The sequence below is a fragment of the Fulvitalea axinellae genome, assembly GCF_036492835.1.
Taxonomy (GTDB): Bacteria; Bacteroidota; Bacteroidia; order Cytophagales; family Cyclobacteriaceae; genus Fulvitalea; species Fulvitalea axinellae.
Genome location: NZ_AP025314.1, coordinates 3,494,025 through 3,508,660, shown reverse-complemented (window position 1 = coordinate 3,508,660; position 14,636 = coordinate 3,494,025). Strand labels below are relative to the sequence as shown.

Genomic DNA, 14,636 nt, shown 5'->3' with positions numbered 1-14,636 from the left:
TGTTTCTTCTGTCTTCTCCGATTAATAATCGTAATCCGAAGGCTGGTAAAATTCTTCGTCAGAAGGGCTTCCGGCCAGTTCCCTGAAAATTTTAAGGAATTCTTGCGGGCTTTGCGCTCCTTGCATCAAATGCTGGTCATTGATCACGTAAGAAGGAACTGCGTCAACGCCCGACTGGCGGTAAAGGCTTTCCTCCGAGTACACTTCGGTGTAGCCCCATTCGGAATCTCTGAAACCTTTGATTGTGGTTTCTTCCAGATTCGCAAGTTCCGCGATTTCCAACAAGACATTTCTGTCTCCGATGTCCTGACCCTCTTTGAAGTAAGCTTCGAAAAGCTTGTCGGCAAGTACGCCTTCTTTTTCTTCGGGCCTAGCCATCCACATAAGCCTGTGCGCCTCGAGCGTATTGGGCATTCTGGTGACTTTCTCGAAGTTCATCTCCAAGCCGTCTTCCTTGGCTACTTTGGCTACGCCGACAGTAACTTGGGGAAGGCGTGAAGCGCCAAACTTCGCCGTCATGAATTTTGTGAAATCCTCGCCTTCGGGAGAGATTTCGGGATGCAGTTGGAACGGCTTGTAAGAGATTTCGAACTCGAAGCCCTCTTCTTTGGCCAAGGCCATTGCCTTTTCCAAACGGGTTTTGCCGATATAACACCAAGGGCAAACCACGTCCGCTACGATGTCCAACTTGATTCTTTTCATCATAATGTTTAATCTATAAAATCCGGCTTTGCCCGGTTATTTTTCTTGTTAAGGGGATTTCTATGTGAAAAACACTTTCTTTCCTCCTTCAGCCTTAATTATATACGTCCGATTTAGGAGTTGCCCTTAGCCGAAACGATTTTTTTTCGCATTTAGGCTAAATGGCCGTGTTTTTTTGAGGTTTTTAATCAGTAAATTTTTGTGCCTTTGATTTGGCAAGTCGCAAAAATAAGTTTTCGGACGATATAATCGTAACCTTTGTGGCGTAAAAAGTTAAGGTTTGAATTGTGGCTGTAACAGTTGAACGCCCCTTTGAAGGCGGGGCGTTCGTGCTTAATTTTCTGCGGTTTGTTCTTTTTTTATCCTTTCCAAAATCTCCTCGATGGTAAAACTGCTGTTAGGCATTACGAAATCGGGACATTTGCCTAACTTCTGCGAAATGATATATCGCTTGCAAGTTGGGAATGTAGCTGGGTTGTTGCAAAACAGGTTTTTGTATGTCCTCTCAGACTCTTTTCTCTGAAGAATCCGGCCGTTAAACAACGGGCATCTTTGAGTTTTAGGGCAAGAATTGTCCATAGTCTTAAAGTTGAAAAAGGTTAATCACTGAAGCGTCGCCACAAGAAAAATAGAAAAGCTTCAAGTGTGGAATGCTCAAGTGCGAATAAGTAAATGTAACCGATTCGGTCACTTGAAATTAACCATTAATATGTGTTTTATTGAAGTAAAAGAGTTTTAATTTTAATTAAATCATTATTTTTTTTGAATGTGCTTTATTTAAACTGCGCCAGTCTGGTTGTTCACCATTAGGTAGACGCCGAAACAAATGCCAAACACTAAGGTCAGCCCAGTCAGTATAAAGCTGTAGAGGATGGCCATTTTTATATAGTCGAATATTCTTGTCGAACGGAAAACTCTGTAATAGAAAAAAGTTGAAAGGACTAATCCGATAAGTAAATCGACTACCATAATGTATGAATAGCCAGCGGGTATGAAAGCGAGCCTGATGCAAGTCCAAACGAACGAAGCGAAGTTGGAGGCGCCGTAGAGATAAGTGTTAAGAATCAAATGTTCGGGTAACGTATAGCTTTTGGTTTTGAAGGAAGCTTTGGAAGCATAAGCGATAAAAGGTAAGGTTAGCACTAAAAAGGGCATGTAATATTGTGAAAAAGCGTTGCCGAAATCCTTATGCGCTCCGTCGGGTATTTGGGAAGATGTAAGGCTGGAGTCATCGAGGGAAGCTTCTATGACCGACCAAAGCACTAGGTTGACCAATGCCCAACTAAGCAGTAAAAACTTGCTGGGGGAGGTGTATTTTTTTCTGGCGCCGTTAATGAAGCCATCCACCACTTTTTCGGGGGTCGTGAATATTTCCCTGATGGTGCGTGGAACGCCCTTGTCCCAGTTTAGATGCTCTTGGGAGTATTCAAACAAAAGTTTAGTGAGAGTTTCCGGAACTTTTTTGTTCTCCGAACCGCATTCAGGACAGAAGCGGTTAGCTTTGGGAACTGTTTTTTCGCAGTTGGCGCAGGTCCTAAACGTTGTTTTTTCAGCGGTGGATTCGGTTTGGAGCATCGTTTAGTTTGTTGAGAGTTGAAAAATCAATGCAAATTGAATAAAAATCTCTTTAAAAATCTATCTCAGGTAATTTTTAGGTGAAATATGATAAAATGATATGTGTTTGTTTGGTTGAAAAAGCCATTTTGTCCTTTTCGATTTTTTAGATTTCTCTAATATGTTCAGATAGTTTGGTGTCGATGATTTTTTTCGTAAAATAGTCCCCTTTCTGTCTTGCCGGCTATTAGCCGGTTTTTGGCAAATCTAACCGGAATCAACCATGAAAAAGAAACTGACAAGGGGAGTCCTTATCGCTGTACTTATCATCGGGGGTGTGTTGCTCCTGAGTCCGGAATATTTTAGGCGGGCGCTGATTTACACTACCGCTGATATTACGGATTACAAGTTGTTCGATAACCGCGTCGTCAAGACAGGGAAGCCAGAGCCTTGGGCCAAAGACGCCGCTTACAACAGTTTTAAAATTTCGGAAGAACACCGCAAAGCGATCGAGAAGTTGGATCCGGTGGCTTTTTTCGTTTTGCAAAACCAAAAAGTGCGATACGAGGAATACTGGGACGGTTACGGGCCGGAGTCCTTGTCGAATTCGTTTTCGATGGCCAAGAGTATTGTCAGCTTATTGGTCGGCATTGCTGTGGACGAAGGGAAAATTAAAAGCCTAGACCAAGCCGTAGGCGATTTCGTTCCGGCATTTGCCGAAGGCGAAAACGCTAAGCTGAAGATCCGGGATGTTTTGACTATGAGTTCGGGCCTGAATTGGGACGAAAGCTACGGAAATCCTTTCTCGGTAACCACAAAGGCCTATTACGGGACGAATCTTCGGGCTTTGATTGACGGCCTTAAAGTGGTGGAAAAGCCCGGCGTGGAATTCAAATACCTTAGCGGCAATACGCAACTGTTGGCCATGGTTTTGGAAAGCGCGACCGGAAAAGATCTTGCCGATTATGCGGGAGACAAGCTTTGGTCGAAAATAGGAGCCTTGCACCCCGCTTTGTGGAGTGTGGACCGTAAGAAGGACGGAATAGAAAAGGCTTATTGCTGTTTTAACTCTAATGCTCCGGATTTTGCCAGAATTGGCCAATTGGTACTAAATGGTGGAGAGTGGGACGGTCAGCAGGTAGTGTCTGGCAATTATGTGAAAGAAGCCACAAAACCGGCTTCTTACCTTGTGGACAAAAGTGGAAAGCCGGTTGACTTTTACGGGTTTCAATGGTGGGTCGTGAATTATAAAGGTGTGAATGTGCCTTATTGCCGAGGGATTTTGGGTCAATACATTTTTGTGATACCGAATAAGAATGCGGTAGTGGTGCGTTTGGGTAATAAACGTGCGAAAAAGAAAATCGGTCCTCATCCGGAAGACGTTTACTTGTATCTGGATACGGCGATGAAAATGCTTGACTAAACAGACGGTAAGAACCCTAATCAAAAATAATCATATAGAATAATATGTCTTTTTTTAAGAAAGTGATGGCGAGTGTCGGAGTTGGTGCGACCAAAATCGATGCGGTGCTGGATACTGATAGAGTGTGTGCGGGAGATAGCCTGAGCGGCGTGTTGCACATGTATGGCGGAAATATTGACCAAGAGGTGGAATCCGTAACGCTGAAGTTTTTGACGGAAATGAGAGTCGAAAACGACAGCGACAGGGAAGACGCGCCCGAAAAGGTTACGAGGCGACTGGAATTGGCGAGATATAAAATCAGCGATAAAATAACCGTAACATCGGAAGAGCATATCGAGATTCCGTTTCACTTGGACGTGCCGGTAGATATGCCCGTTTCTTTGGGCGAAGTCAGGTCGTGGGTTCGTACCGAGGCCGACGTGAGTTTCGCTTTGGACCCAAAGGATGATGACGCGATAGAGGTAATGCCGCATCCGGTGCAAGGGGCTTTTATGAACGCTTTGGACGATCTGGGCTTCCGTATCCGAGAGATTGAATTTGAGCGTAAACCGAGAAATTGGGCGGGAAATATTCCCTTTATTCAGGAATTCGAGTTCTTTCCGGTTAGCGGACAGTTCCGAGGAAAAATTGACGAACTGGAAGTGGCTTTTGTGCCTTGCCACGAGCATATCCGGATTTATATGGAGCTGGACAGGCGCACGGGTTGGTTGGGCGAGATGTTGGGGATGGATGAGAGTAATCTCTATCTGGATATCCCGATGGACGCCGATATGTCTGACGCGTCGGAAGTGCGGTCAATAATATCTGACTTTTTGTCTTCGAAGCTCTAATGCTTGAGTTGAATATAAAAGAAAAGGTCCGGAGCGATGTCGTTCCGGACCTTTTTATGCAGAAAGAAGTTGTTATCGTCCCAAGATTTTATCCAGCATCGGGCGAATCAGTTTTCTTTCGTATTCGGGTTTTACTTTGTCGTATACGGCGCCGTCCGATTTGTCTGGAAGGCTGTAGTCAAACATCCGTTTTTCGAATGTTTTGGAGAAAATCCGCTTACCTTTGGCGTCGGTAAGTGTTCCCTTGACCTGGATAACGATTTCGTCGCCCTGTTTTTTTCTCTCCGATTTGATTTCCAGCCTGTGCGATGCGCCGGATTTTTTTGTGGTGGCCCGTATCGATCTTTTTTCCAGCTGATGATTGAGGCTTCTTTTCAGCGTTTCGTAAGATTTGTCGGCGGAAACGTAAACGAGCGGTTGTTTAATATTGATCGTACAGCGGTATTCTGTCGGTTTGAACCTTCTGAATATTCCTCGTACAAAAATATCTCGGGTGGAACTTCTGGTCAGCTTTTCCCAGTCACTGGTTACGGTCACAAACTCTTTCGGCTTTTTGGAATCTGCCCTGAATTTATCCAAAACGATTTTCCCGTCCGTGCCCGAAACGGCTTTGGATTGGCTAAGGTAGCCGGCGCTGTATTCTATTTTTACAGGAAAATCGGAAATAGGCTCACCGGAAGCGTCCAAGACAGTGAAGCTTGGCGATTTTGGGAGCGTATTGCCTCGGTTGACGTTGATCTCATTACTTTGGAACTTGATCTTGATGGCGGAGGCGGAGCGTTCGATTATATCGAGGGCCTCTCGGGCCAAGTCGGTTTTCTTGCCGTCTATTTCCGTAGCAGTCTCTTCCGAAAGGTAGCCCTTGAGCGCTTCCAGTATCTGCGCCGATTTCTTTAGTGTCGTTTTATAGTCCGAACTGTTTTCGGCTGTTACGGCCTCTTGGTAGGGGAGTTCCGCCCGTTCCATGGCTTTGCGTTTGCGCTCGGCTTTTCGTCGGTAATATTCGTCTTTTGGAATTCGGTAATAGACCCAATAGTAAGTCTCGGTTTCAAAATTATCGGTAGCCTGAAAGCCTTCCAGATAATCGTTTGAACTGGTGCGAACCATATCTTGGAAGAATTCCGAAGAACCGTTTTCCCCGGCATCGAAGCGATACATCACGGATTGTGTGGAAATGTTTACGGAAATTTCCTGCGCCATATCGCTGAGCGCCTGTCGGCGGGCTTCGGCGGTATATTGTTCCACGGTCCCCACTTTATTGGCTCGACCGACTCCGGTGAAGTATCCTGGTTGTGTTGGTTTGGATTTCACCCATTCCGGCAGGCTTTCCAAATCTATAGTGGGTTTGCTGGCGGCGCATGCGGCCATAAAAACGGAAAGGACGGCGCAGGCGAGGTATAACTGTACGCTTTGTTTCATAAGGCGGATAGAGTTGTTGCGCAAAAAGGGTAACTGGTGAAAAGCGTGAGTTTATTTTTTTTCAGGATTAAATTTCTCAACCGATTTCACCAGACGACGAGAGGCGTCGGCCACAAGTTCGTTTGCCAAAGCCGTAGCTGACGGAATGCTTTGTCTGCCTTGGAAAAGCCTCCTGAGGCTGTTGACGGAATAGGAGCTGTCCTTTACTTCGTCTTTGTCGCTGTTACTGCTTTTGTATTTCCAGTATCCCGGCACAAGGCGTTTGTAATTGCCGTCGTATTTTGCGTAATGAAGATTTGCGCTTCGGTCGTTATTATAGTTTCCCGCACTCCATATCTCGCCCGACGCCGTAGATACCAATTTGTAATCCAGGCTGAGGTTTGCGTTGTGTTTTTTGTTGTATTCCGTAAACCAAGTCTTGTGGTATATCACTTTGGTTTTCTTCTCTCCGTTTTCGTCCTTGTATTCTTTGGTTTCCTTTAGGTAACACTTCTGGCGTTCGGCCTGCAATCGACCTTCGTAGAGTTGGGCTTCACTGATATGTCCGACAAGGATAGCGTGTCCGCCTCTTTCTTTCGCGATCTTGAGTTGCTCATCCAATGACATTTTCGGGGAAATTCCCTGCCCGTCGATCATGCGATAGAACGGGGAGCGCATTTTGTGCAACCCGCTGTTAACGGAAGACATGAACTTAGGATGGACATTGTGATCAACAATCCTGCTGGTAGTGAACGGAATTACGACAACGTTTATCGTCGCCTTGTCCAGCGCTTCTTTTTTCAGCGCTTCGGCGTCTTTATAAGTTTTTGAACCTGAAAGTACTTTGGAGAATCGGTAATAAGCTGAGCGAGGCAATCCGCGCTCCAGTTCGTCGATTCCTTGTCGGTAAACGGGCTCGTAGCGGGCTATGATAAGCTTCGCGTCAACGTCTCGGAATCCGGATTTGAACCTTGCGATTTCCTCAAGCGTTTTTCTGGCTTTTTGGAATTCCTCAGCATTTAGGGCCTTCATGCCTTCGGTGTAACGTTGGTCCAAAAATTCGGTCAAAGCCTCTTCGTAATAGCTTTTTTGTTCCGGAGCGATAAAAAGCTGAACACCGACTCGTTTCACTTTCTCGGCGTATTCAGTAGCCTCTTTGTATTGATAAACCGCCGATTTTGTTGAGCCGTTTTCATAAGATTGCCGGAATGTCCCGAATTTTTTGTCCAAAACAATCTGGCCGTTTTTCCGAAGGCCAAGTTTGGCTTCCACATTGTCTTGGTTGGCTACCAACGAGCGGTAGTAATAGTCTGCGGCGTCATCGACAAGTCCGGCCTTTTCAAACTGCGAAGCTAGTTTGCGGTACCGTTTCGCCGCGCAGGAACTCAGCGCGAGCGCCAGGATAATCAGCACGGTAAATCTATACATGGTATGAAGCTTAAAAGTGGGCGGGTTTCGGAAGTGTGCGGAGGCGGATGGGTGTTGTGTCCGTGGCTCCGAACCGAAAAAGCGTCACTCTGCGAAGAGGGCGCCCCGATAGAACATAATACGGGAAAGCCCCCGAACCTTTGCGGTCCGCGGGCTTTCCCGTTAAAGGATGAGTTATATTTTAGCGCTGGTTTTCGTACTCCTTGAGTGCGCTTTCGAATGTGTCTTTGAATTTTTCGTAATCGTAATCCATTTTCAAAGACTCGTCTTTTGAAATACGGTCAGACAAAGGCTTGAGCAAGTTGTCCACCGAGATCTCGTAAGCCAAGTAAGTTCTGTACTTGCCGTCACGCGATTTGGTTACTTTTTCGCAAAGCGTTGTGTAACCGCTGATTTTTTGCTTGATCACTTCGCGAGTCAGTTCTTCGTAACGCTTCGAAAGCTCTTCGCCACGGGTAGTGGCCGCTGATTTCTGGTAGTTGTCGATTACCGACTGTACGGAAGTTTCGATCTTTCCGGCGAGTTCCTGTAGCGTGTTGTTTCTGGCTTTCTTTTTCGAAAGTGTCAGGTCAAGGCTTTCGCCCATAGAGTTGGCCCTGATGAATTGGCCGTTCGAATAATATTCCGGGCCCGAGCAGTGGACTACGATTTCCACCTCGTCTGGCTGTACGCCTGTTTGAGCTGCCTTCTTGGAACCTCCGCATGAGGCCATAAAACCTGTGGCCAAAGCCATGGCCGATATAATGAACAGTTTACGTGTCTTCATGACGTAGATATTTTTTAGGTTAAAATTTCGTTTTTTACGTGAGCTTGGTAAAAGTATGAAAAACCTCCGAGGATTCTTCCTTTTTTCCATGAACGACGTGTTTACTATTATAAATGCTAAGATTATGTAAAGGAATATCAACTTCTAGTTGGTGTGTTTTCCCTTAACTTTCCGACTTGACACGGGCTATTGTGTCTAGGTTGCTTGCGCTGTGTTTTTTTATGAAAAAAATGATTTTGACAATTCTCAAGCGTTAGGAAGCCTGTTTTCTGTTGAGCTTAAGTTAAACCACGTAGCTGGAAAATATAGCGGAAAGGATTGTGTATAGTTTGTTCTTGTTGTGTTTCAAAAAAGGAACTCAATTTGATTTCAAGAGTGTTGAGGTTCTGTGTTTCTTCCAGCGTTTCCTTTTTGTTAGTGAATTTTTTTACTGAGTATTTTAATGTTATACCTAAAATATAGAGAGGTTGTGTTTTTGGTTTTTTACGTTAATTGTCAGTGATTCAATTTGTTAGTTCTTGTTTGGGGTGGTTTTGTTTTCTGATGTTTGTCATGAATCAGAAAAAAAATAAAGGCGGCCGGTGATTTTATTCGTCCGATGATTAATTTAGCTACCTCGTTTCGGTTTCTGTTTCCGAGTGGTGAGATGTCTGGAAATAAAAGGAAACCGATCAATAAAAAATAGACGGATGAAAGCATATATGTTCCCCGGTCAAGGGGCCCAATTCTCAGGAATGGGAAAAGACCTTTACGAAGGGTCGGAAGAAGCTAAAGCGCTTTTTGACAAAGCGAACGAAGTTTTGGGATTCGAAATCACTAAAGTGATGTTCGAAGGATCTGACGCTGACCTCAAGGAAACAAAAGTTACTCAGCCCGCGATTTTTCTGGATTCGGTAATTCGTTTTATCGTTCAGCCCGACACGGCTCCCGAGGCCGTTGCCGGTCACTCATTGGGTGAGTTTTCCGCTTTGGTGGCTTGCGGTGCCCTGAATTTTGAAGATGCTTTGGGCCTTGTGGCCAAGCGCGCCGCCGCCATGCAGGAAGCTTGCGAAGCCGTTCCCGGTACTATGGCGGCCGTTTTGGGCTTGGAAGACAGCGTGGTAGAGGAGGTTTGCGAAGGCATTGACGCCGTAGTTGTGGCCGCTAACTACAACTGCCCCGGGCAGTTGGTTATTTCGGGTTCTAAAGAAGGTGTGGCCGAAGCTTGCGAAAAATTGAAAGAAGCCGGCGCTAAGCGTGCTTTGCCGTTGCCTGTTGGTGGCGCTTTCCATTCGCCGCTGATGGAGCCTGCCCGCGAGGAATTGGCCAAAGCTATCGAAGCCGTGGAATTCTCGACTCCGGCTTGCCCGATCTACCAAAACGTAACTGCCAAGCCTTCTACCGATGTGGCGGAGATCAAGGCGAACTTGATCGCTCAGCTTACGGCTCCCGTGCGATGGACTCAGACTGTACAAAACATGTTGGCCGACGGCGTGTCGGAATTTACGGAGTCTGGTCCGGGCAAAGTGTTGCAGGGGCTTGTGAAAAAAGTAGACCGCAAAGCGCCTGTAAGCAAGCTGTGATATTGATCCCGTCGCTTTGAGGGCGTCGGGTATTCGGAAATGTTGTATATTGGACGGAAGACGGGGTTTTGGCCCGGTCTTCCGTTTTTTTGTTTCGGATCTAAAGGTTTTGGGCCGATTTAAAATTGAAGAGGAAATGAGCTTTCAGGATATTATAAAATCAGAGTTGGAAGAGGCGGCTGCGACATTGGACCGCTTCATTAACGAGCCGGAGAATATCAAAAACATTGAATCGGCGGCAAAGACTTTGGCCGACTCGTTCAAAGCGGGCGGAAAGGTGCTCTCGTGCGGAAACGGAGGCTCGCACTGCGACGCGATGCACTTTGCCGAGGAACTAAGCGGGCGTTACCGTGACAATCGTCCGGGCTTGCCGGGAATTGCGATTTCGGATCCCAGCCATTTGTCGTGCGTAAGTAATGATTTCGGTTACGAGTACGTGTTTTCGAGATACGTGGAGGCGGTAGGTTCTGAAGGTGACGTGCTTTTCGGGTTAAGCACCAGCGGAAATTCGGCGAACGTAATCCGCGCGGTGGAAGCGGCCAAAGCCAAAGGCATGAAAACAATCGCCCTGACGGGGAAAGACGGCGGAAAACTTGCGGGAATGGCCGATGTGGAGATCCGGGTTGAAGGCCCGAAGTACGCCGACAGGGTACAGGAAATCCACATAAAAGTGATTCATATTCTGATTTTGCTCGTCGAGAAATTCATGTTCGAAAAAGGCGAAGGAAAATAATGCAAGCTAATCTGTTGTGAGTTAGTTTTTTAGGGTGTTCTTGTTAGAATAGTTCAAGAAAAAAGAATCCTGACGGTTTGGTCTTTCCAGATTGGGTTTGTATGTTTGCAGTCCCTTAAGCGAAAGCGATGCCCAGGTGGCGGAATTGGTAGACGCGTTGGTCTCAAACACCAATGCCTTCGGGCGTGCCGGTTCGACTCCGGCCCTGGGTACGAATCCATTAAAGTGGGTTTGTAACAGATTGAATGACAGTACTTTTCTTAAGGGATTTGCCCAGGTGGCGGAATTGGTAGACGCGTTGGTCTCAAACACCAATGTCTTTACGGACGTGCCGGTTCGACTCCGGCCCTGGGTACGCAAGCCTCAACGTTGGTTTGGCGAGATTTAAAATACTAGGATTATTTTCAAAGGGACATGCCCAGGTGGCGGAATTGGTAGACGCGTTGGTCTCAAACACCAATGCCTTCGGGCGTGCCGGTTCGACTCCGGCCCTGGGTACCATGTTTTCCTTTTGAAAGGCTCTCTTGTGAAGCGCCGATTTGCCCAGGTGGCGGAATTGGTAGACGCGTTGGTCTCAAACACCAATGCCTTCGGGCGTGCCGGTTCGACTCCGGCCCTGGGTACTGCATTTTACGCGCTTTCATGAGATTTGCCCAGGTGGCGGAATTGGTAGACGCGTTGGTCTCAAACACCAATGTCTTTACGGACGTGCCGGTTCGACTCCGGCCCTGGGTACTCGGCATCCGCCGGAGCCAAAAATCCTGTTTTGCCCAGGTGGCGGAATTGGTAGACGCGTTGGTCTCAAACACCAATGCCTTCGGGCGTGCCGGTTCGACTCCGGCCCTGGGTACAAAGCTCATCCTTTTTGGATGGGCTTTTTTTGTGCTTAATAATTTCTCAAAAGAGACCCAGTTTGGTCTTTGGTTGGACTGTTTTTTTGAAAATAAAGGAGAGGGTTGAATATGTATCGATGCGATACCTAAGACCTAATACCGATGCAATCTTTAGGAACAAAAAAACGGCCCGAGAAGGGCCGTTCTGATATTTCGTTTTCGCAAGTCTTTCGATTATGCGATGGCGTCTTTTCCGAGGGCTTTCAGTACCGTTTTGCCCAAGTCCGCAGGGGACTGAACTACGTGGATGCCGCATTCGCCCATGATTCTCATTTTTGCTTCGGCTGTGTCGTCCGCTCCGCCGATGATAGCTCCAGCATGACCCATACGACGGCCTGGAGGCGCTGTCTGTCCGGCGATAAAACCTACGACTGGCTTAGTGCCGTGCTCTTTTACGTAATAAGCGGCTTCAGCCTCCATTCCGCCACCGATTTCGCCGATCATAACGATGGCGTCAGTGTCGTCGTCTTCCATCAAAAGCTGAACGGCGTCTTTGGTGGTCGTTCCGATGATCGGGTCACCGCCGATACCGATGCAGGTCGACTGTCCGAGTCCGGCTTTTGTGATTTGGTCAACGGCCTCGTAAGTGAGTGTTCCCGAGCGGGAAACGATGCCGATGCGTCCCGGGTTGTGGATGAAACCGGGCATGATGCCTACTTTCGCCTCTCCGGGAGTGATAACGCCAGGGCAGTTAGGGCCGATCAGGCGAGTGTCTCTTTTCGAAAGATATTCCTTGGCCTTGACCATGTCGAGGGTAGGGATGCCTTCGGTGATGCAGATAGCTACCTTGATTCCCGCGTCGGCGGCTTCCATGATGGCGTCGGCGGCGAAGGCCGGCGGTACGAAAATCACGGAAACGTCGGCGCCGGTTTTTGCGACGGCCTCGCTAACGGTGTTGAAAACAGGTAGGTTTAAGTGGGTCTGTCCGCCTTTGTTCGGGGTTACGCCGCCTACTACGTTGCTGCCGTAGGCGATCATTTGCTCAGCGTGGAATGTTCCTTCCGAGCCAGTGAATCCCTGAACGATAATCTTGGAGTCTTTATTAACTAAAACGCTCATAGGGTTTGATTATTTTACGCAAAAATAGGACTGTTGTCGGCTTTTGCAATGCTATGGGTTGAATATCCGAAAAAAAACGGATCAAACGCCCATAAATCTCGATTAGCTTTAAATAAGGAGGGCAAAGCTGCGCTTCGGTGTCTTTATTGGAGGGTGTATTTGGGTATGGCCCAAAAACTTACTACCTTTGCCGGTCGTTTGTAATGACGTCTTTCCGGTTTTTTCTGGAGAGGAGTAAATGTTTAACCAAAAGGTTTCGCGGATCGCCCTATGCGGAACTGTAACTCAGGGCTGCTATATTATGGCAAATATCGAAGATTTTGACTGGGACGCGCTGGAAACAAAAGGTTTTGGCGAAGGCTACTCTGCTGAGCAGAAAGCCGAAATGGAAAAGCTTTATGACGGTACCCTTAACGAAGTTCACGAGAACGAGGTAGTTAAAGGTGTTGTTGTTGCTATTTCCGACCGTGACGTTGTTTTGAACATCGGGTTCAAATCTGACGGATTGGTTTCTGCTTCTGAATTCCGCGATCTCACTGACCTTAAAGTAGGTGACGAGGTTGAGGTTTACGTTGAGGAGCAAGAAAACGCTCAAGGACAGCTTGTTCTTTCGCGTCGTAAGGCAAAAATCGTTAAGGCTTGGGAACGTATCCAAGACGCTCTTGACAACGATAACGTACTCGAAGGTGTGGTTAAGAGAAGAACCAAAGGTGGTCTTATCGTGGATATCCACGGTGTTGAGGCCTTCTTGCCAGGTTCTCAGATCGACGTTAAGCCGATCCGCGACTTCGACGTGTTCGTTGGTAAGAAGATGGAAGTGAAAGTTGTGAAAATCAACTACGCTAACGATAACGTTGTTGTATCTCATAAGATCCTTATCGAGAAAGATCTCGAGAAGCAGAAGATGCAGATCCTCAACAACTTGGAGAGAGGTCAGATTCTCGAGGGTGTTATCAAGAACATGACCAACTTCGGTGTGTTCATCGACCTCGGTGGTGTAGACGGTCTTCTCCACATTACGGATATTTCTTGGGGGCGCATCAGCCACCCAGAGGAAGTGCTTCAGTTGGATCAGAAGGTGAACGTTGTAGTTCTCGACTTCGACGATCAGAAGAAGCGTATTTCTCTAGGTATGAAGCAGTTGACTCCTCATCCATGGGATTCGTTGTCAGAAGAGCTTCAGGTTGGTTCTAAAGTTAACGGTCGTATCGTTAACGTTGCTGACTACGGTGCGTTCTTGGAAATCATGCCAGGCGTTGAAGGTCTGATCCACGTTTCTGAGATGTCATGGTCACAGCACTTGAGAAATCCACAGGACTTCATCAAGATCAACGACCGTCTCGACGCTGTTATCTTGACTTTGGACCGCGAGGAGCGCAAGATGTCATTGGGTATCAAGCAACTCACTGAGGATCCATGGACTAAGGCTGACTTGAAAGAAAAGTACGCTATCGGAGCCCGTCATAAAGGCATCGTACGTAACTTGACTAACTTCGGCTTGTTCGTAGAGCTTGAAGAGGGTATCGACGGTTTGGTTCACGTTTCTGACCTTTCTTGGACTAAGAAGATCAAGCATCCTTCTGAGTTCATCAAAGTTGGCGAAGAGCTTGAAGTACAAGTACTCGAACTCGACGTTGATAACAGAAGACTCGCTTTGGGGCACAAGCAGTTGGAAGAGAACCCATGGGATACTTTCGAGTCTATCTTCACAAAAGGTTCTATCCACAAGTGTACTCTCCTCAGCAAGAACGACAAGGGAGCGGTATTGGAGTTGCCATACGGCATCGAAGGTTTCGCTACTACGAAGAACTTGGTGAAAGAGGACGGATCTCAGGCAGAGGTTGGAGAAGCTTTGGACTTCCGCGTAATGGAATTCTCGAAAGAGGACAAGCGCATCGTTCTTTCTCACACCGCTACTTTCCAGGAAGTTGCCGTTGAGAAGAAGAGAGCTCCTAAGAAGAAGCCAGCCCAGTCTGCTAAGCCAGCTGGTAAGCCAAACGTAGCCGAAGGCGAGAAGACCACTTTGGGCGATCTCGACGCTTTGACTGCTTTGAAGAAGAAAATGGAAAGCGACGAGAAAAACGGATAATTCGTTTGATTGTTAAAAATATTGAAAAGCGCCCAGTAGGGCGCTTTTTTTTGTGCGTTTAGCTTTGCGAAAACAAAGCCTTTCCCTACATTTGCAATCCCATAACGGAAAAGGGAGCGCAAAGTGAAGGTGGCCTTGGCGGTATGTCAGGGGCGATTTCCGGATTGCTTTTTAAAGATTGGAGATAAAATCGACAAAG

The 14,636-nt window shown here is 47.0% G+C and carries 11 protein-coding genes and 6 tRNA genes; 11 read left to right on the top strand and 6 right to left on the bottom strand.

The window, feature by feature from the left end; all coding sequences use genetic code 11:
* Positions 1 to 21: 21 nt before the first annotated feature.
* Positions 22 to 705 (bottom strand): DsbA family oxidoreductase, encoded by a 684-nt coding sequence (locus AABK39_RS13235; protein WP_338391813.1) that lies wholly within the window; start codon positions 703 to 705, stop codon positions 22 to 24.
* Positions 706 to 1,479: 774 nt separating this feature from the next.
* Positions 1,480 to 2,277, bottom strand: a complete 798-nt coding sequence (locus tag AABK39_RS13230; RefSeq protein ID WP_338391812.1) for a DUF3667 domain-containing protein — start codon at positions 2,275 to 2,277, stop codon at positions 1,480 to 1,482.
* Positions 2,278 to 2,539: 262 nt separating this feature from the next.
* On the opposite strand from AABK39_RS13230, the gene AABK39_RS13225 reads away from it, so the two are divergent.
* Positions 2,540 to 3,679, top strand: a complete 1,140-nt coding sequence (locus AABK39_RS13225; RefSeq protein ID WP_338391811.1) for a serine hydrolase domain-containing protein — start codon at positions 2,540 to 2,542, stop codon at positions 3,677 to 3,679.
* A 44-nt stretch (positions 3,680 to 3,723) separates the two neighbouring features.
* Positions 3,724 to 4,509 (top strand): sporulation protein, encoded by a 786-nt coding sequence (locus tag AABK39_RS13220; protein WP_338391810.1) that lies wholly within the window; start codon positions 3,724 to 3,726, stop codon positions 4,507 to 4,509.
* Between the two features lie 72 nt (positions 4,510 to 4,581).
* Here the strand turns inward: AABK39_RS13220 and AABK39_RS13215 are convergent, their stop codons facing one another.
* The 3 genes from AABK39_RS13215 to AABK39_RS13205 form a co-directional block, all read right to left on the bottom strand.
* On the bottom strand, positions 4,582 to 5,928 hold the full coding sequence (locus AABK39_RS13215; protein ID WP_338391809.1) for an LPP20 family lipoprotein: 1,347 nt from the start codon (positions 5,926 to 5,928) through the stop codon (positions 4,582 to 4,584).
* A 51-nt stretch (positions 5,929 to 5,979) separates the two neighbouring features.
* Positions 5,980 to 7,335, bottom strand: coding sequence for a hypothetical protein (locus AABK39_RS13210; protein ID WP_338391808.1), 1,356 nt, complete (start codon positions 7,333 to 7,335; stop codon positions 5,980 to 5,982).
* A 181-nt stretch (positions 7,336 to 7,516) separates the two neighbouring features.
* A complete protein-coding gene (locus tag AABK39_RS13205) occupies positions 7,517 to 8,101 on the bottom strand; it encodes a hypothetical protein (protein WP_338391807.1) in 585 nt (194 codons plus the stop codon).
* Positions 8,102 to 8,790: 689 nt separating this feature from the next.
* Here AABK39_RS13205 and fabD point away from each other — a divergent pair.
* The 8 genes from fabD to AABK39_RS13165 all read left to right on the top strand — a co-directional run bounded on the left by fabD (position 8,791) and on the right by AABK39_RS13165 (position 11,246).
* A complete protein-coding gene (gene fabD, locus AABK39_RS13200; protein ID WP_338391806.1) occupies positions 8,791 to 9,663 on the top strand; it encodes an ACP S-malonyltransferase in 873 nt (290 codons plus the stop codon).
* A gap of 136 nt (positions 9,664 to 9,799) precedes the next feature.
* Positions 9,800 to 10,396 carry a D-sedoheptulose 7-phosphate isomerase gene (gene lpcA, locus AABK39_RS13195; protein ID WP_338391805.1) on the top strand — a complete coding sequence of 199 codons (597 nt, stop codon included), beginning with the start codon at positions 9,800 to 9,802 and terminating at the stop codon, positions 10,394 to 10,396.
* Positions 10,397 to 10,526: 130 nt separating this feature from the next.
* Positions 10,527 to 10,608, top strand: a tRNA-Leu gene (locus tag AABK39_RS13190).
* Between the two features lie 59 nt (positions 10,609 to 10,667).
* Positions 10,668 to 10,751: transfer RNA gene (locus tag AABK39_RS13185), tRNA-Leu, on the top strand.
* Between the two features lie 61 nt (positions 10,752 to 10,812).
* Positions 10,813 to 10,897 (top strand) — tRNA-Leu (locus tag AABK39_RS13180).
* A 40-nt stretch (positions 10,898 to 10,937) separates the two neighbouring features.
* Positions 10,938 to 11,019 (top strand) — tRNA-Leu (locus tag AABK39_RS13175).
* Positions 11,020 to 11,047: 28 nt separating this feature from the next.
* Positions 11,048 to 11,131, top strand: a tRNA-Leu gene (locus AABK39_RS13170).
* 33 nt (positions 11,132 to 11,164) lie between these two features.
* Positions 11,165 to 11,246 (top strand) — tRNA-Leu (locus AABK39_RS13165).
* A 217-nt stretch (positions 11,247 to 11,463) separates the two neighbouring features.
* Here the strand turns inward: AABK39_RS13165 and sucD are convergent.
* The gene (gene sucD, locus AABK39_RS13160) at positions 11,464 to 12,348 is read right to left on the bottom strand and encodes a succinate--CoA ligase subunit alpha (protein ID WP_338391804.1); all 885 of its coding nucleotides are present in this window, start codon (positions 12,346 to 12,348) and stop codon (positions 11,464 to 11,466) included.
* Between the two features lie 301 nt (positions 12,349 to 12,649).
* Between sucD and rpsA the strand changes: the two genes are divergently transcribed.
* Positions 12,650 to 14,437 carry a 30S ribosomal protein S1 gene (rpsA, locus tag AABK39_RS13155; RefSeq protein ID WP_338391803.1) on the top strand — a complete coding sequence of 596 codons (1,788 nt, stop codon included), beginning with the start codon at positions 12,650 to 12,652 and terminating at the stop codon, positions 14,435 to 14,437.
* Positions 14,438 to 14,636 lie beyond the last annotated feature (199 nt).